Source organism: Streptomyces sp. NPDC058157 (assembly GCF_042884105.1).
Classification (GTDB): domain Bacteria; phylum Actinomycetota; class Actinomycetes; order Streptomycetales; family Streptomycetaceae; genus Streptomyces.
In genome coordinates this window covers 1-14547 of sequence record NZ_JBHVUQ010000035.1, presented here as the reverse complement: position 1 = coordinate 14547, position 14547 = coordinate 1, and the positions used below count along the sequence as shown (strand labels likewise).

Annotated in this window: 16 protein-coding genes; 8 read left to right on the top strand and 8 right to left on the bottom strand. The window is 73.1% G+C overall.

Translation table 11 applies throughout. From position 1 onward, the window contains the following. Positions 1 to 38: 38 nt before the first annotated feature. The 5 genes from ACFVXK_RS11775 to ACFVXK_RS11755 form a co-directional block, all read right to left on the bottom strand. Positions 39 to 713: an urease accessory protein UreF gene (locus ACFVXK_RS11775; RefSeq protein ID WP_389611351.1), complete on the bottom strand. Its 675-nt coding sequence runs from the start codon at positions 711 to 713 to the stop codon at positions 39 to 41. 16 nt (positions 714 to 729) lie between these two features. Continuing rightward, positions 730 to 2451: an urease subunit alpha gene (locus ACFVXK_RS11770; RefSeq protein ID WP_389611350.1), complete on the bottom strand. Its 1722-nt coding sequence runs from the start codon at positions 2449 to 2451 to the stop codon at positions 730 to 732. Continuing rightward, a complete protein-coding gene (locus tag ACFVXK_RS11765; RefSeq protein WP_389611349.1) occupies positions 2444 to 2755 on the bottom strand; it encodes an urease subunit beta in 312 nt (103 codons plus the stop codon). The genes ACFVXK_RS11770 and ACFVXK_RS11765 overlap by 8 nt, the downstream gene beginning before the upstream one ends. A 14-nt stretch (positions 2756 to 2769) precedes the next feature. After that, positions 2770 to 3072, bottom strand: a complete 303-nt coding sequence (locus ACFVXK_RS11760) for an urease subunit gamma (RefSeq protein WP_389611348.1) — start codon at positions 3070 to 3072, stop codon at positions 2770 to 2772. A gap of 302 nt (positions 3073 to 3374) precedes the next feature. Continuing rightward, on the bottom strand, positions 3375 to 3827 hold the full coding sequence (locus ACFVXK_RS11755) for an ATP-binding protein (RefSeq protein WP_389611347.1): 453 nt from the start codon (positions 3825 to 3827) through the stop codon (positions 3375 to 3377). A 197-nt stretch (positions 3828 to 4024) separates the two neighbouring features. On the opposite strand from ACFVXK_RS11755, the gene ACFVXK_RS11750 reads away from it, so the two are divergent. After that, the gene (locus ACFVXK_RS11750) at positions 4025 to 4909 is read left to right on the top strand and encodes a helix-turn-helix domain-containing protein (RefSeq protein WP_389611346.1); all 885 of its coding nucleotides are present in this window, start codon (positions 4025 to 4027) and stop codon (positions 4907 to 4909) included. Positions 4910 to 4923: 14 nt separating this feature from the next. Continuing rightward, a complete protein-coding gene (locus ACFVXK_RS11745) occupies positions 4924 to 5145 on the top strand; it encodes a DUF397 domain-containing protein (RefSeq protein WP_389611345.1) in 222 nt (73 codons plus the stop codon). A 4-nt stretch (positions 5146 to 5149) separates the two neighbouring features. On the opposite strand, the gene ACFVXK_RS11740 is transcribed toward ACFVXK_RS11745, so the two are convergent. Next, entirely contained in the window at positions 5150 to 6331 is a 1182-nt protein-coding gene (locus ACFVXK_RS11740; RefSeq protein ID WP_389611344.1) for an 8-amino-7-oxononanoate synthase, read from the bottom strand. A 180-nt stretch (positions 6332 to 6511) separates the two neighbouring features. Here ACFVXK_RS11740 and bioB point away from each other — a divergent pair, with 180 nt between their 5' ends. The 4 genes from bioB (at position 6512) to ACFVXK_RS11720 (ending at position 10700) form a co-directional block, all read left to right on the top strand. Beyond that, on the top strand, positions 6512 to 7771 hold the full coding sequence (bioB, locus tag ACFVXK_RS11735; RefSeq protein ID WP_389611343.1) for a biotin synthase BioB: 1260 nt from the start codon (positions 6512 to 6514) through the stop codon (positions 7769 to 7771). Beyond that, positions 7764 to 9098 carry an adenosylmethionine--8-amino-7-oxononanoate transaminase gene (locus ACFVXK_RS11730; protein WP_389611342.1) on the top strand — a complete coding sequence of 445 codons (1335 nt, stop codon included), beginning with the start codon at positions 7764 to 7766 and terminating at the stop codon, positions 9096 to 9098. Before bioB ends, ACFVXK_RS11730 begins: the two co-directional genes overlap by 8 nt. A gap of 1 nt (position 9099) precedes the next feature. Beyond that, positions 9100 to 9819 (top strand): dethiobiotin synthase, encoded by a 720-nt coding sequence (gene bioD, locus ACFVXK_RS11725; RefSeq protein WP_389611341.1) that lies wholly within the window; start codon positions 9100 to 9102, stop codon positions 9817 to 9819. A gap of 170 nt (positions 9820 to 9989) precedes the next feature. Beyond that, the gene (locus tag ACFVXK_RS11720; RefSeq protein WP_389611339.1) at positions 9990 to 10700 is read left to right on the top strand and encodes a class I SAM-dependent methyltransferase; all 711 of its coding nucleotides are present in this window, start codon (positions 9990 to 9992) and stop codon (positions 10698 to 10700) included. On the opposite strand, the gene ACFVXK_RS11715 is transcribed toward ACFVXK_RS11720, so the two are convergent. Further along, positions 10681 to 11148 (bottom strand): ricin-type beta-trefoil lectin domain protein, encoded by a 468-nt coding sequence (locus ACFVXK_RS11715; RefSeq protein ID WP_389611338.1) that lies wholly within the window; start codon positions 11146 to 11148, stop codon positions 10681 to 10683. The genes ACFVXK_RS11720 and ACFVXK_RS11715 overlap by 20 nt on opposite strands. Positions 11149 to 11474: 326 nt before the next feature. Beyond that, on the bottom strand, positions 11475 to 11906 hold the full coding sequence (locus ACFVXK_RS11710; RefSeq protein ID WP_389611337.1) for a GNAT family N-acetyltransferase: 432 nt from the start codon (positions 11904 to 11906) through the stop codon (positions 11475 to 11477). 241 nt (positions 11907 to 12147) lie between these two features. Between ACFVXK_RS11710 and ACFVXK_RS11705 the strand changes: the two genes are divergently transcribed. Both ACFVXK_RS11705 and ACFVXK_RS11700 read left to right on the top strand, forming a co-directional pair. Next, the gene (locus tag ACFVXK_RS11705; RefSeq protein WP_389611336.1) at positions 12148 to 13488 is read left to right on the top strand and encodes a hemolysin family protein; all 1341 of its coding nucleotides are present in this window, start codon (positions 12148 to 12150) and stop codon (positions 13486 to 13488) included. Continuing rightward, positions 13485 to 14504 carry a hemolysin family protein gene (locus ACFVXK_RS11700; RefSeq protein ID WP_389611335.1) on the top strand — a complete coding sequence of 340 codons (1020 nt, stop codon included), beginning with the start codon at positions 13485 to 13487 and terminating at the stop codon, positions 14502 to 14504. Before ACFVXK_RS11705 ends, ACFVXK_RS11700 begins: the two co-directional genes overlap by 4 nt. Positions 14505 to 14547 lie beyond the last annotated feature (43 nt).

Below are 14547 nucleotides of genomic sequence, written 5' to 3'. Positions count from 1 at the left end.
GTTCTCCTTGGGGATGGTCGGGTGGGGGGCGCCCGCGCTCAGGAGGCGAAGAGGCGTACCGCCCAGTCGGCATGGGCCTCCGCCGCGATCTCCAGCAGCGGGGACGAGGCCGCGGGCAGCGCCTCCGTGCCCTGTTCGCGCGCGAGCAGCGCGGCCTCGGCGGCGCGGGCGCAGACGGCGTCGAGCTCGGGGGCCAGGCCGGCCAGGACGGCGCTCGCCTCGAAGGGGTCGAGGCCCAGCAGCCGTACGGTGGCGGTGGCCGGACCGCTGACGCTCTCGTACGCCGCCACGTGCGCGGCGTCCAGGGCGCCGAGCCCGGCGGCCCGGGCGGTCACGCCGAGCACCACGGGCTGGTGCGCCCCGCGCGGGAAGGCGGCGGCCAGCGCGTCGAGTTCGGCGGCGGGCCAGGTGGCGCGGGCGGCGCGCATCAGCTGCCGGCCGAGCCGGCGGGCCGCGGCGCGCAGCGCGGGCGAGGGGGTGCGGGCGTCGGCGGCGGCGTCGAGCTCCGCCGGGTCGAGGCCGAGGGCGGCGGCCGCGGCGAGGGCGGCGGCGGTGAGCCCTGCGGTGTGCAGCCGGCCCCGGCAGAACTGGGCGAGGCTGGCGGCGTCGTGGATCCGGCCCGCCTTGCAGGCGGCCTCCGCCCCGCCGGAGTGGGCGTGCCCTCCGGCGGGGAAGCGGCCGTCCGCGAGGACGAGCAGGGCGGCGAGGCTCATCGGGAGCGGTCCTCCATCAGAAGAGGAAGTAGCGCTGGGCCATGGGCAGCTCCGCGGCGGGGGCCGGTTCCACGACCTCGCCGTCGATGCTGACGGTGAAGGTGTCGGCGTCGACCTCGACCCTCGGCATGGCGTCGTTGTTGCGCATGTCCGTCTTGCTCGTCTTGCGGGTGCTCTCGATGGCCGTGAACCGCTTGGTGAGGCCGAGCCGCTCGGGCAGGTGGTCGTCGAGGGCGGCCTGCGAGGTGAAGTTGAGCGAGTTCAGGCCGGGGGCGCGGCCGATGGCGCCGTACATGGGCCGGGGCAGGACCGGCTGCGGGGTGGGGATGGAGGCGTTGGCGTCGCCCATCTGCGCGTACGCGATCTGGCCGCCCTTGACGACGACCTCGGGCTTGACGCCGAAGAAGGCTGGGTTCCACAGGACCAGGTCGGCGAGCTTGCCCACCTCGACGGAGCCGATCTCGCGGGCGAGGCCCTGGGCCACGGCCGGGTTGATCGTGTACTTGGCGACGTAGCGGCGGGCGCGGTGGTTGTCGGCCGGGCCGTCGCCGGGCAGGAAGCCGCGCCGCTTCTTCATCACGTGGGCGGTCTGCCAGGTGCGCAGCACGACCTCGCCGACCCGGCCCATGGCCTGGGAGTCGGAGGAGATGATGGAGATGGCCCCGAGGTCGTGCAGGACGTCCTCGGCGGCGATGGTGGAGGGGCGGATCCGGGACTCGGCGAAGGCGAGGTCCTCGGGGACGGCCGGGTTGAGGTGGTGGCAGACCATCAGCATGTCGAGGTGTTCCTCGACGGTGTTGACGGTGTGCGGCCGCGTGGGGTTGGTGGAGCTGGGCAGGATGTTGGGCTCGGAGACCACGGTGATGATGTCGGGGGCGTGCCCGCCGCCCGCGCCTTCGGTGTGGTACGAGTGGATGGTCCGCCCGGCGATGGCCGCGAGGGTGTCGCCCACGAAGCCGGCCTCGTTGAGGGTGTCGGTGTGGATGGCGACCTGGGTGCCGGTCTCGTCGGCGACGGTCAGGCAGGCGTCGATGACGGCGGGGGTGGCCCCCCAGTCCTCGTGGATCTTGAATCCGAGGGCGCCGCCGCGCAGCTGGGAGTACATGCCCTCGCGGGACATGGTGTTGCCCTTGCCGAGCAGGCCGATGTTGACGGGGTAGTGCTCCAGGGCGGCGAACATCCGGGCCAGGTGCCAGGGGCCGGGGGTGACGGTGGTGGCCTTGGAGCCCTCGGCGGGGCCGGTGCCGCCGCCGACGAGGGTGGTGATGCCGGAGGCGAGGGCCTCGTCGACGACGGTCGGCGAGATGAAGTGGATGTGGGTGTCGATGGCGCCGGCGGTGACGATCTTGCCGTTGCCGGCGATGATCTCGGTCTCGGGCCCGATGACGAGGGCGGGGTCCACGCCGTCCATGGTGTCGGGGTTGCCGGCCTTGCCGATGCCGCAGATGCGGCCGTCGCGGATGCCGACGTCGGCCTTGACGATGCCCCAGTGGTCGAGGACGACCACACCGGTGATCACCGTGTCGGGGGCGCCTTCGGCGCGGGTGGTGCGGGCCTGTCCCATGGACTCGCGGATGACCTTGCCGCCGCCGAAGACGGCCTCGTCCCCGGAGTGGCCGGGGCCTCCGCTGAGGTCCTGCTCGATCTCGACGAAGAGGTCGGTGTCGGCGAGCCGGATCCGGTCGCCCGCGGTGGGGCCGAACAGGTCGGCGTAGGCCTGGCGCGAGATCTCAGCCATCGAGGGGTCCTCCGGTCTCCCCGCGCAGCCCGGGCACGGTGCGCAGTCCGCCGAGCGGCACGAGTTCCACGGAGACCGGGATGCCCGGCTCGAAGCGGACGGCGGTGCCGGCGGCGATGTTCAGGCGCAGGCCGCGGGCGGCCTGCCGGTCGAAGTCGAGGCCGGGGTTGGCTTCGGCGAAGTGGTAGTGGGAGCCGACCTGGACGGGCCGGTCGGCGGCGTTGAGCACGGTGAGGCGGGTGACGGGGCGGCCCTCGTTGAGGCGCACCGGACCGTCCCCGAAGGCGATTTCGCCGGGGATCATCGGGATGGTCCTCTTCAGACGATCGGGTCGTGGACGGTGACGAGCTTGGTGCCGTCGGGGAAGGTCGCCTCGACCTGCACGTCGTGGATCATCTCGGGGATCCCCTCCATCACCTCGGCGCGGCTGAGCACCTCCCGGCCGGACTTCATGAGCTCGGCGACGGTCCGGCCGTCCCGGGCGCCTTCGAGGAGGTGGACGGTGATCAGGGCGATGGCCTCGGGGTGGTTGAGGAGGACCCCGCGCGCCCTGCGCTTCTCGGCCACGTCGGCGGCGACGTGGATCAGCAGTCTCTCTTGTTCGTGTGGTGTCAACTGCACCTGTATCACCAAGCTTCCGGGACAAGATCTCATCGCGCCGTGGCGAACCGTACCGGTCGTCAACACTTTGTTGACCTGCGTATATCCATGCCAAGCATGTCTTGCCCAACGCAGAGCGAGGCTTTCCGTCCCGATCACCGACGCTTTACCGGCCCATGGGCGGCCATTGGCGAAGGGCCGCACGGGGCACCCTAGGGGCGGCACTTTTCCGCCTGGTTAACCCACGTTTCCGGGAGGCACCCGGTTCATCCCGTCGGGGGACGCGGCGCCGGGTTCGTCATACGATCGCCGGTTCCTCCGGTTCAGCGGCCGCGCACGGTCTCCGCGGCGGCGGCGCCGGCCGGCCAGGGCAGGGCGAGCCACACGGTCTTGCCCCCGTCCTCGGTCGGGCTGACCGACAGCCGGCCGCCGGCCTCCACCGCCAGCCAGCGGATGATGACCATGCCCCGGCCGTTGTCCTGCTGGACGGCGGCGGGCAGTCGCTTGGGCCAGCGCGGGTGGCTGTCGGTCACACCGACGCGCAGCCACTCCTCGCGCTCCAGGCGCAGGTCGACGGTGAAGGTGGGCGACTGCCCGAAGGTGTGCTGCACGGAGTTGGTCGCGAGCTCCGAGACGACCAGCCGTACGGTGTCGGCGGTGTCGGCGTCCTCGGGAAGTCCCCAGTCGCTCAGCACCTGCGCGGCGTAGCGGCGGGCGGCGGCCACCGAGACCGGGTCGCTCGGCAGGGTGACGGATGCTTCCAGCTGATCTGCCATGGCGACGTCCCTTTCCCACCGGGGCGGAGCCGCCCCGGATCTGCGCTGAGCGCCAGAGTGCCACCCATCCTGCCGCCGTTTCCGCCGTTCCCCCAAGATATGCATATATCTGTCGCTCAATGCGGTGAACTCTGCTACGGAAAAGCGTATTTGGACGGCAGACTGGTGCGGTCCATGCCGGTGGAAGGAGAGCGGGTATGCAGCACGGTCCCGCGGTGCGCCGGCGCAAGCTCGGCGAGGAACTGCGCGCGCTGCGCGACCGGACCGGGCTCACGAGCGGTGAGGTGGCCCGCATCGTGGGCTGGCACCAGTCGAAGGTCAGCCGGATCGAGACGGGCCGCAGTGGCGTGAAGTCGCAGGACATCCGGCTGCTGCTGGACGCGTACGGTGACGTGGTGAGTCCGCAGCAACGCGCCCTGCTGGAGGCCCTGGGCGCGTCGGCGGCCGGTCCCGCGGCGGGCGGCGAGGAGGCGCGCGGGCGGCAGTGGTGGCACGACTACCGGGGGCTGCTGCCGCAGGAGTACCGGGACTTCATCAGCCTGGAGGCGGGGGCCCGATCGGCCCGGACGGTGGAACTCTCGGTGGTGCCCGGCCTGTTGCAGACGGCGGAGTACGCCCGGGCCGTGACCCGGGCCGCGCTGGGCGGGCTGCCGGAGCCGAAGGTGGACGCGCTGGTCGACGTACGGCTGGCCCGGCAGGCGGTGCTGCGGGCGGATCCCCCGCTGGAGCTGAGCGCCGTGCTGGACGAGGCGGTGCTGCGGCGGCAGATCGGCGGGCCGGGGGTGATGCGGGAGCAGCTGCGGCACCTGGCGGAGGTGGCACGGCTGCCCCAAGTGCAGCTCCAGGTGCTGCCGTTCACCGTGGGGGGCCATCTCGGCCTGACCGGACCGTTCGTCATTTTCTCATTTCCGAACATCGCCGATCTGGATGTGGTGGTGCTCGACCATTTGACGAGTAGCCTCTATCTGGAGCGGAAGGAAGACCTCGAGGCGTACAGCGCCGCGTTCCGCACCATCCAGGCGCACGCCCTCCCGCCCCGTGACTCGTCGGACCTCATCAGCTCACTCGCTGAGGACGCGTAAGGAGGAACCCTCACATGTCCGCAACCCCCTTATCCACCGGCGGACTTCTGAACAGCGCGCGCTGGCGGCGGAGCAGCCGCAGCACCGGAATGAACAACTGCGTGGAAGCGGCCGCCCTCGACGGCGGCCTGCTGGCCGTCCGCGACTCCAAGCGGACGGAGGGCCCGGCCGTGCTCTTCACCGGGCCGGCCTGGGACGGCTTCCTCGCCTCCGTACGGACGGACGTGCCCGTGTGACGTCCTACCGCTGAACCGGTTCCGTGGCCCCGGCCGGAGCGGTCCGCAGGACCGTGGCGACGGCCCGTCCGATCTCGTCCCCCGTGAGGTCGGCCCGAGCCGTCAGCCGCAGCCGGGAGATGCCGTCCGGCACCGACGGCGGACGGAAGCACCCCACGGACAGTCCCGCCTCGCGGCAGTCGGCGGCCCAGCGCAGTGCCGCCGCGGCCGACGGGGCCCGTACCGACACCACGGCCGCGTCCGGCCTGGCCGCGGTCAGGCCGGACGCGGTGAGCCGTCCGTGCAGTTCGGCGGCCACCTCCCGGACCCGGGCCGCGCGCTGCGGCTCCCGCTCCAGCAGCCGCAGGCTCGCCAGCGCCGCTCCGGCGGCGGCCGGGGCGAGCCCGGTGTCGAAGATGAACGCGCGGGCGGTGTTGACCAGGTGCCGGATCACCTTGGCCGGCCCCAGGACCGCTCCGCCCTGGCTGCCCAGCGACTTCGAGAGGGTCATCGTCGCGACCACCCCCGGCGCACCCGCGAGCCCGGCGGCGTGCAGGGCGCCCCGGCCCCCCTCGCCCAACACCCCGAGCCCGTGCGCGTCGTCCACCACCAGGGCCGCGCCGGCCTCCCGGCAGACGGCGGCGTAGGCGGCGAGCGGGGCGGCGTCCCCGTCGACGGAGAACACCGAGTCGGTCACCAGCAGGGCGCGGCCCGGATGCCCGGCGAGGGTCTTGCGCACCTGTTCCACGTCACCGTGCGGGGTCACCTCGACCTCGGCCCGCGAGAGCCGGCAGCCGTCGACGATCGAGGCGTGGTTCCCGGAGTCGGAGACGACCAGGGTGCCCCGGCCGCTCAGCGCGGTCACCGCCGCGAGGTTCGCGGCATAACCGGACGAAAGCACCAGGGCCGCCTCGAACCCGGCGAAAGCGGCCAACTCCCGCTCCAGCTCGGTGTGCAGCTCGGTCGTCCCCGTGACCAGCCGCGATCCGGTGGCCCCCGCGCCCCAGCGCTCGGCCGCCGCGCAGGCGCCGCGGACGGTCTCGGGATGGCGGGAGAGACCGAGGTAGTCGTTGCTCGCGAGGTCCAGGAGGGGCGAGTCGGACGGGCGCGGGCGCAGGGTCCGCACCAGTCCCGCCTCCTCGCGCCGCCGCTCCGCGCCGTCGATCCAGGCGAAGACGTCCTCGGGCTGCGGGCTGGGCTGGGTCATCGGCGGTCCTCGTGTCGCGTCTCGCGATGTGTCTCGCGTTTTGTCGGCAGTCGACAGATCTGCTCGACCCTATCCGGACGTGACCCGAGGGGCCGGTGTGGCGATCCACACACTCCCTTCCGGCCATGTTGTCCGATCTCTCCTTGGCCGGGAGTGGTCGCGTGGGACAGGATCGGGCGCATGGACCTGCTGAACACCCTGGTGGACAAGGGGCTGCGGCGCGAGCTGCCGACCCGCGAAGAGGCGCTCGCCGTACTGGCGACCTCCGACGACGAACTGCTCGACGTGGTGGCCGCTGCCGGCAAGGTGCGCCGCCAGTGGTTCGGGCGTCGCGTCAAGCTGAACTACCTGGTCAACCTGAAGTCGGGGCTCTGCCCCGAGGACTGCTCGTACTGCTCCCAGCGCCTGGGATCGAAGGCCGAGATCCTCAAGTACACGTGGCTGAAGCCGGACGAGGCCTCCCAGGCGGCCGCGGCGGGCGTCGCCGGCGGCGCCAAGCGGGTCTGCCTCGTGGCGAGCGGGCGCGGTCCGACCGACCGCGACGTGGCCCGCGTCGGCGAGACGATCGCCGCCATCAAGGAGCAGAACGAGGGCGTGGAGGTGTGCGCCTGTCTGGGTCTGCTCTCCGACGGCCAGGCCGAGAAGCTGCGCGACGCGGGTGCGGATGCCTACAACCACAACCTCAACACCTCCGAGGCCACGTACGGGCAGATCACCAAGACCCACACCTACGCGGACCGCGTCGACACCGTGCAGAAGGCGCACGCGGCGGGCCTGTCGGCGTGCTCGGGCCTGATCGCCGGCATGGGCGAGAGCGACGAGGACCTGGTCGACGTCGTCTACTCGCTGCGCGAGCTGGACTCGGACTCCGTCCCGGTCAACTTCCTGATCCCCTTCGAGGGCACCCCGCTGGCCAAGGAGTGGAACCTCACCCCGCAGCGCTGCCTGCGGATCCTGGCGATGGTCCGCTTCGTCTGCCCCGACGTGGAGGTCCGGATCGCCGGCGGCCGCGAGGTGCACCTGCGCTCGATGCAGCCGCTCGCGCTGAACATCGCCAACTCGATCTTCCTCGGCGACTACCTCACCAGTGAGGGCCAGGCGGGCCAGGCCGACCTCGACATGATCGCGGACGCCGGCTTCGAGGTGGAGGGCGCGGGCACCACCACCCTGCCCGCGCACCGCGCGGACGCCGCCGAGGCGGCGGCCGCCGCCCGTGCGGGCGGTGTGTGCGGCTCGGCCGCGGGCTCGGGCTGCGGCTCGGCCGCGGACGCGGAGGCCCCCGGCTGTGGTTCGGCCTGCGGCGGCTGCTCCGGACACGCGCACGCCGGGGCCCCGGTTCCGGCCGAGGCCCCGGCCCAGGCCGAGCCGGGCGAGGTGCGTCCGGACCTGGTGGCGGTGCGCCGCCGCGGCGCGGGGACGGACATCGCCCCCAATGCGTGACCCGTTCCCCCTGCACGACCCGCTCGACCCCGCGTCGGACACGGCGGACCTGGTCGCCCTGGACCGCCAGCACGTCTGGCACCCGTACGGCCCGATGCCCGGGCGGCAGGAGAACCTCGTGGTCTCCTCCGCCTCGGGGGTCCGGCTGCGGCTCGCCGCCCCCGCGCAGGGGCGGGAGGAGCTGGTCGACGGGATGTCCTCCTGGTGGTCGGCGATCCACGGCTACAACCACCCCGTGCTGAACGAGGCCGCGACCTCGCAGCTGGGCCGGATGTCGCACGTGATGTTCGGCGGGCTCACCCACGAGCCCGCCGTCCGGCTGGCCGCCCGGCTGGTGGAGATCACCCCGCCCGGCCTGGAGCACGTCTTCCTCTCCGACTCCGGCTCGGTGTCCGTCGAGGTCGCCGTCAAGATGTGCCTGCAGTACTGGCGTTCGCTGGGCCGCACCGGCAAGACCCGGCTGCTGACCTGGCGCGGCGGCTACCACGGGGACACCTGGCAGCCGATGGCCGTCTGCGATCCCGAGGGCGGCATGCACGAGCTGTGGCAGGGCCACCTGCCGCGGCAGGTCTTCGCGGACGCCCCGCCCGGGGACTTCGACTCCCCCGTGGACCCCGCGTACGCGGACCACCTGCGCTCGCTCGTCGCCGCGCACGCCGACGAGCTGGCCGCGGTGATCGTGGAGCCGGTGGTCCAAGGCGCCGGCGGCATGCGCTTCCACCACCCGGGCTACCTTCGGGTGCTGCGCGAGCTGTGCGACGAGTACGGGGTCCTGCTGGTCCTGGACGAGATCGCGACGGGCTTCGGCCGCACGGGCGCGCTGTTCGCCGCCGACCACGCCGGCATCACCCCGGACGTCATGTGCCTGGGCAAGTCCCTGACCGGCGGCTACCTCACCCTCGCCGCCACCCTGTGCACGGAGCGGGTCGCCGACGGCATCTCGCAGGGCGAGGTCCCCGTCCTCGCCCACGGGCCGACCTTCATGGGCAACCCCCTCGCCACCGCCGTGGCCCTGGCCTCCGTCGACCTGCTGCTCGGCCAGGACTGGGCGGGCGAGGTCAAGCGGATCGAGGCGGGCCTGCGCGAGGGCCTGGCGGAGGCCTCGGGGCTGCCGGGGGTGAAGGACGTACGGGTGCTGGGCGCGATCGGCGTGATCCAGCTCGACCACCCGGTCGACGTCTGGGCGGCCACCCGGGCCTCGGTGCGGGAGGGCGTGTGGCTGCGCCCGTTCCGCGACCTGATCTACACGATGCCCCCGTTCGTCACCGGCGACGCCGACGTCGCCCGTATCTGCCGCGCGGCCGTCGCCGCGGCCCGGGAGGGCTGAGATGTCCGTGATCGTCGTGTCCGGTACGGGCACGGAAATCGGCAAGACCGTGGTCACCTCCGCCGTCGCGGCGGCCGCCCTGGCCGCCGGGCTCTCGGTGGCGGTGCTCAAGCCCGCGCAGACCGGGGTGGGTCCGGACGAGCCGGGGGACGCGGCCGAGGCCGTGCGCCTCGCCGGGCCGGCCGTGACCGCGCGGGAACTGGCCCGCTACCCCGAGCCGCTGGCCCCGGACACCGCCGCGCGGCGCTCCGGGCTGGCGACGCTGGCCCCGTCGCGGATCGCCGAGGCGGCCGCCGAGCTGGCCCGTTCGCACGAGCTGGTGCTGGTCGAGGGCGCGGGCGGGCTGCTGGTCCGCTTCGACGAGGAGGGCCACACCCTGGCCGACGTGGCACGGCTGCTGGAGGCACCGGTGCTGGTGGTGGCCCCGGCGGGGCTGGGCACCCTCAACAACACGGCGCTGACCGCGGAGGCGCTGACCGCACGGGGGCTGCACGGGCTCGGGGTGGTGGTGGGCAGCTGGCCCGACTCCCCCGACCTGGCTTCCCGGTGCAACCTGGCCGACCTGCCGAAGGTCTCCGGCCTGCCCCTGCTGGGCGCCGTCCCGCAGGGCTCGGGCACGCTGGACCCGGCGGCCTTCCGCGCGGCCGCTCCCGGCTGGCTGGCCCCCGACCTGCACGGGACGTGGTCGGCGGAGTCCTTCCTGGCCGCCTGGCCGGCCTGACGGCTGACCCGGCGCCGGAGGTTCGCGGCGGAGCCCCGCCGCGGACCTCCGGCGCCGGCCTTCCGGCGTTTGCGGGGCGGTTTCACGGCCCGGCGGGGCGGGGAACAGGCGGGGGGTACGCGTGCGCCCGTGTTCCCCGCCAGCCGCCGACCCGTGCCCGGAGGCCTCCCATGCCCGCCCAGCCGCCCGATCCGGTCCATCACCCCTGCTTCGCCCGGTTCTACGCCCGCGCCAGCACCGCCGCGGAGAACCGCGCCGGGATCGGGGCGCTGCGCGAGGAGCTCCTGCGGGGGGTGTCCGGCCGCGTCATCGAGATCGGGGCCGGCAACGGCCTGAACTTCGCGCACTACCCGCGCGCGGTCTCCGAGGTCGTCGCGGTGGAACCGGAACGCACCCTGCGCCGGCTCGCGGCGGCGGCCGCGCTGCGCGCCGAGGTGCCGGTGGACCTGGTGCCGGGCGTGGCCGAGGCGCTCCCGGTCAAGAGCGAGGCCTTCGACGCGGCCGTCTCCTCGCTGGTGCTGTGCACCGTACGGAACCTGCCGCGCGCCCTCAGCGAACTGCACCGGGTCCTGCGCCCGGGCGCCGAGCTGCGGTTCCTGGAGCACGGCATCGCCCCCGGGCCCGGGATGGCCTCGGTGCAGCGGGCGCTGGACCGGACGGTGTGGCCCCGCCTGTTCGGTGGCTGCCACACCGCCCGCGACCCGCTCGCCGCGATCGAGGCGGCCGGGTTCCGGATCACCGCGCACCGCTCCTTCCGGCTACCGGAGCGCGGCCCGGCCCTCCCGACCTCGTACTGCGTCATCGGCTCGGCCCGCCGCTCCCACGACCGGCGCGGTGCGGCGGGCGCGAACCGCCCCCGGGTCAGCCCTGGGCGAGGCTGATCTGGTCGTTGAAGACCACCCAGTGCTGGCCCTTGTCCGCTTGGTCGCACGGCTTCGTGGAGACGTTGGGGGTCCCCCACGCGTTGGCGAAGCAGTAGGCCGGGGCGAAGTCGAGGGCGATCCGCTGGTCCGAGACGTTCCAGTACTGCCCCTGGTCCTTCGGGTCGCAGGGCTTCGTGCTCACCTGATCGGTGCCCCAGCTGTTGGCCAGACAGTACGCACGGGCGCCGGCGAGGGAGATCTGGTTGCCGGAGACGACCCAGTGCTGGCCCTGGTCGGCGGAGTCGCAGGGCTTGGAGGAGATGTTCGGGGTACCCCAGGCGTTGGCGAGGCAGTACCGGCCGGGGACGGCGGCCTGCGGGGCCGCGCCCGCCTGGCCGACCGGCAGCAGGGAGGCCGTCAGGGCCAGGGCGGCGAGGGCGACGGTCTTGCGGAAGGAGATTCCCATGACGCGGATTCCATTCTCGAAGGCAGGCCGGAGCGGCAGGCACACGACCTGAATGAGGGGTTGTTCGGCGCGGATCCGAGCGCAGGGAAATTGATATCAGCGACCACCGGGCGGTTGACGAAATCCCCCGCTTCCATCACTCGAAACACCGAGTTCACGGATGATCCGATGATCACTGACCATGGCCTTCACCTGGCCAGTTGCCCGAACACGCCCCGTCCGGGCATCAGGCCGCCGCCATAAAAAGGACGCACGAAAATGAGCGACATCGAGCCAATATTCACGGAATAAACGGTTAGCCATTGCGATACCTGGCCGAAAAACCCTTATGCGCCGCCGACCAACGGCTTCACCCAGCGGGTCCAGATCTCTTCGGGGTGGTAGCCGGCGGAATCCCACGCGCCGTGCGCCTGCGCGTTCCCGTCGAGCACCATCGCGTCGGCCCGCCGCCCGCCCAGCTCCACGAACCGCGCCTCGGCGGCCGCCAGCAGCGCCGAGCCGATCCCCCGCCGACGGTGGGCCGGGTGGACCGCGAGGCGGTACAGGTGGCAGCGCCAGCCGTCGAAACCCGCGATCACGGTGCCGACGAGCTCCCCGCCGCTGCGGGCGAGCAGCAGGGCCCGGGGGTCGCGGGCGTGCAGCCGTTCGATCCCGGCCAGGTCGTCGCTGATGCTCGCGCCCTTGGCGGCGGTCTTCCAGAAGTCCAGTACGGCGGTCAGGTCGGCGGCGGACGCCGGTCCGATACGAAGATCATCCATACGGCGATCCCACCATCCGCCCACGCCGGGCCAAAAGGAGGAGCCAACCCCTTTGCCTTTCCTTTACCATGTGCTCAGGGCCCCTCCCCGGCCCTGGCCCCGGATCACCCGTCCGGGCCCTCCCGACCGAAAGGTGTGAGCGTCCGCCCATGGGCGAGCCTCCCAGTACCCGCCACCCCCGCACGCGACATCGCGCGGTACCCCTCCCCCTGGCCGATCATGGGACGGAGGTGATCGACCGATGACCGAAGTGCTCCTGCTCGTCGTGGCGCTGCTGCTCTGCCTTGCCTGTGGAGTCTTCGTCGCCGCCGAGTTCTCGCTGACCACCGTCGAGCGCAGCGAGCTCGAACGGGCCGTCGAGCGCGGCGAGCGCGGCGCGGACAGCGCCCTGGCCGCCGTCCGCAGCCTGACCTTCCAGCTCTCCGGCGCCCAGCTCGGCATCACCGTGACCGGCCTGGTCATCGGCATGATCTCCAAGCCGTCGATCGCCGCCCTGCTCACGGGCCCGTTCAAGGCCATGGGCCTGTCCGCCGCGGCCGCCTCCTCCACCGCCCTGGTGCTCGGCACCGCCGTGTCGACGGTGGTGCTGATGGTCGTCGGCGAGCTGGTCCCCAAGAACTGGGCGATCTCCTCCCCCCTGGCCGTCGCCAAGCGGGTGGCGACCATGCAGCGGATGTTCAGCCGTGCGTTCAAGCCGCTGATCAGCCACCTCAACACCACCGCCAACCACCTGGTCCGGCGGCTGGGCATGGAGCCCGCCGAGGAGCTCGCCTCCGCGCGCAGCCCCGAGGAGCTGGTGGCCCTGGCCCGGCACTCCGCCAAGGCGGGCGCGCTGGAGAAGGACACGGCCGAGCTGTTCGTGCGGACCCTGAACCTGGCCGACCTCACCGCCGAGAACGTCATGACCCCGCGCGTGCAGGTCACGGCCCTCGACGTGCAGACCACCGCCGAGGACGTGGCCAACGCGACCATGGCGACCGGTCTGTCGCGCTTCCCCGTCTACCGGGGCAGCCTCGACACCGTCGTCGGCACGGTCCACATCAAGGACGTCCTGGCGCTGCCCGCCGAGGAGCGCCACCGCCACCCGGTCTCGCAGCTGCTGCGCGAACCCCTCCTGGTACCGGAGTCGCTGACCGTCGACCGGCTGCTGGACCGGCTGTCCGGCAGGCAGACGATGGCCGTCGTGATCGACGAGTACGGCGGCACGGCGGGCGTGGCCACCCTGGAGGACATCGTCGAGGAGGTCGTCGGCGAGGTCCGCGACGAGCACGACCCGCACGAGACCTCCGACCTGGCCCCGGCCGGCACGGACGAGGCCGGCCGGGCGCTGTACTCCGCCGACGGCGCCGCGCGCACCGACCAGCTCCGGCGGATCGGGCTGCACGTCCCGGAGGGCCCGTACGAGACCCTGGCCGGGCTGATAGCCGCCGAACTGGGCCGGATCCCGGCCGTCGGGGACCGGCTGGAGCTGGACGGCTGGCGGCTGGACGTGGTCGACGCGAGCGGCCGGCGCGCCGCGCGCGTGCTGCTGCACACGCCGGCCGAGGTGCCCGGCGACGAGGGCCCGGAGGGGGACCGATGACCGCGATCCAGCTGCTGATCGGCCTGGCGACCCTGGTCGTCAACGCCTTCTTCGTCGGCGCGGAGTTCGCGCTGATCTCGGTCCGGCGCAGCCAGATCGAGCCGTACGCCGAACAGGGCGACCGGCGGGCCCGCGCGGTCGTCTGGGGCCTGGAGCACGTGTCGGCGCTGATGGCGGCGGCCCAGCTGGGCATCACCCTGTGCACCCTGGTGCTGGGCGTGGTGGCCGAGCCGGCCATCGCGCATCTGCTGAGCCCGCTGCTCGACGCCGCCGGGGTGCCTTCCGGGGTGACGCACGCGATCTCCTTCGTGATCGCGCTGGCCCTGGCCACCTACCTGCACATGCTGTTCGGCGAGATGGTGCCCAAGAACGTGGCGCTGGCCGAGCCGGTGCGCACCGCCCTGCTGCTGGGCCCGCCCCTGGTGGCGATGACCCATGCGCTCAAGCCCGTGATCTTCGCGATCAACGCCTTCGCCAACACCCTGCTGCGGCTGCTGCGGGTGGACGCCAAGGACGAGGTCGCGGCCACCTTCTCGGACGACGAACTGGCCCGGATGGTCAAGGACTCCAGCGACGCCGGGCTGATCGACGGCCGGGCGAGCGAGCGGCTGCACGACGCCCTGGAACTGGGGCGCCGCCCCGTCGCCGACGTGGTGCTGCCCGTGGACCGGGTGGTCACGGCCCGGCAGGGCATCACCGCCGCCGGGCTGGAACGGCTGTCGGCCGAGTCGGGCTACTCCCGCTTCCCGGTGGTCGACGGGCAGCGGCGGATCCTCGGCTACCTGCACGTCAAGGACACCCTGGACGTGGTGGAGCGGGCCGAGCCCTTCCCGGTGTCCGCGCTGCGGCCGATCGCCCAGGTGCGGGCCGAGACGCCGCTGGACGACGTGCTGACCGCCATGCGGGCCAGCCGGACCCACCTGGCGGCGGTCCTGGGGGCGGACGGCGCCATGACGGGGCTGGTGACGATGGAGGACGTACTGCGCGAGCTGTTCGGCAAGCCGGCCTCGGCGTAGCTGAGCCGCTTCTTCTCCTTGGGGCTCTCGCCCTTGTTCTCGT

Excerpts from the sequence above, each read along its gene's own strand:
- ACFVXK_RS11740 (WP_389611344.1), bottom strand. The coding sequence starts at position 6,331 with ATGACCCAGCCCAGCCCGCAGCCCGAGGACGTCTTCGCCTGGATCGAC.
- ACFVXK_RS11775 (WP_389611351.1), bottom strand. The coding sequence starts at position 713 with ATGAGCCTCGCCGCCCTGCTCGTCCTCGCGGACGGCCGCTTCCCCGCC.
- ACFVXK_RS11745 (WP_389611345.1), top strand. The coding sequence starts at position 4,924 with ATGTCCGCAACCCCCTTATCCACCGGCGGACTTCTGAACAGCGCGCGC.
- ACFVXK_RS11730 (WP_389611342.1), top strand. The coding sequence starts at position 7,764 with ATGCGTGACCCGTTCCCCCTGCACGACCCGCTCGACCCCGCGTCGGAC.
- ACFVXK_RS11755 (WP_389611347.1), bottom strand. The coding sequence starts at position 3,827 with ATGGCAGATCAGCTGGAAGCATCCGTCACCCTGCCGAGCGACCCGGTC.
- ACFVXK_RS11720 (WP_389611339.1), top strand. The coding sequence starts at position 9,990 with ATGCCCGCCCAGCCGCCCGATCCGGTCCATCACCCCTGCTTCGCCCGG.
- ACFVXK_RS11715 (WP_389611338.1), bottom strand. The coding sequence starts at position 11,148 with ATGGGAATCTCCTTCCGCAAGACCGTCGCCCTCGCCGCCCTGGCCCTG.
- bioD (WP_389611341.1), top strand. The coding sequence starts at position 9,100 with ATGTCCGTGATCGTCGTGTCCGGTACGGGCACGGAAATCGGCAAGACC.
- ACFVXK_RS11710 (WP_389611337.1), bottom strand. The coding sequence starts at position 11,906 with ATGGATGATCTTCGTATCGGACCGGCGTCCGCCGCCGACCTGACCGCC.
- ACFVXK_RS11705 (WP_389611336.1), top strand. The coding sequence starts at position 12,148 with ATGACCGAAGTGCTCCTGCTCGTCGTGGCGCTGCTGCTCTGCCTTGCC.
- ACFVXK_RS11700 (WP_389611335.1), top strand. The coding sequence starts at position 13,485 with ATGACCGCGATCCAGCTGCTGATCGGCCTGGCGACCCTGGTCGTCAAC.
- ACFVXK_RS11770 (WP_389611350.1), bottom strand. The coding sequence starts at position 2,451 with ATGGCTGAGATCTCGCGCCAGGCCTACGCCGACCTGTTCGGCCCCACC.
- ACFVXK_RS11765 (WP_389611349.1), bottom strand. The coding sequence starts at position 2,755 with ATGATCCCCGGCGAAATCGCCTTCGGGGACGGTCCGGTGCGCCTCAAC.
- bioB (WP_389611343.1), top strand. The coding sequence starts at position 6,512 with ATGGACCTGCTGAACACCCTGGTGGACAAGGGGCTGCGGCGCGAGCTG.
- ACFVXK_RS11750 (WP_389611346.1), top strand. The coding sequence starts at position 4,025 with ATGCAGCACGGTCCCGCGGTGCGCCGGCGCAAGCTCGGCGAGGAACTG.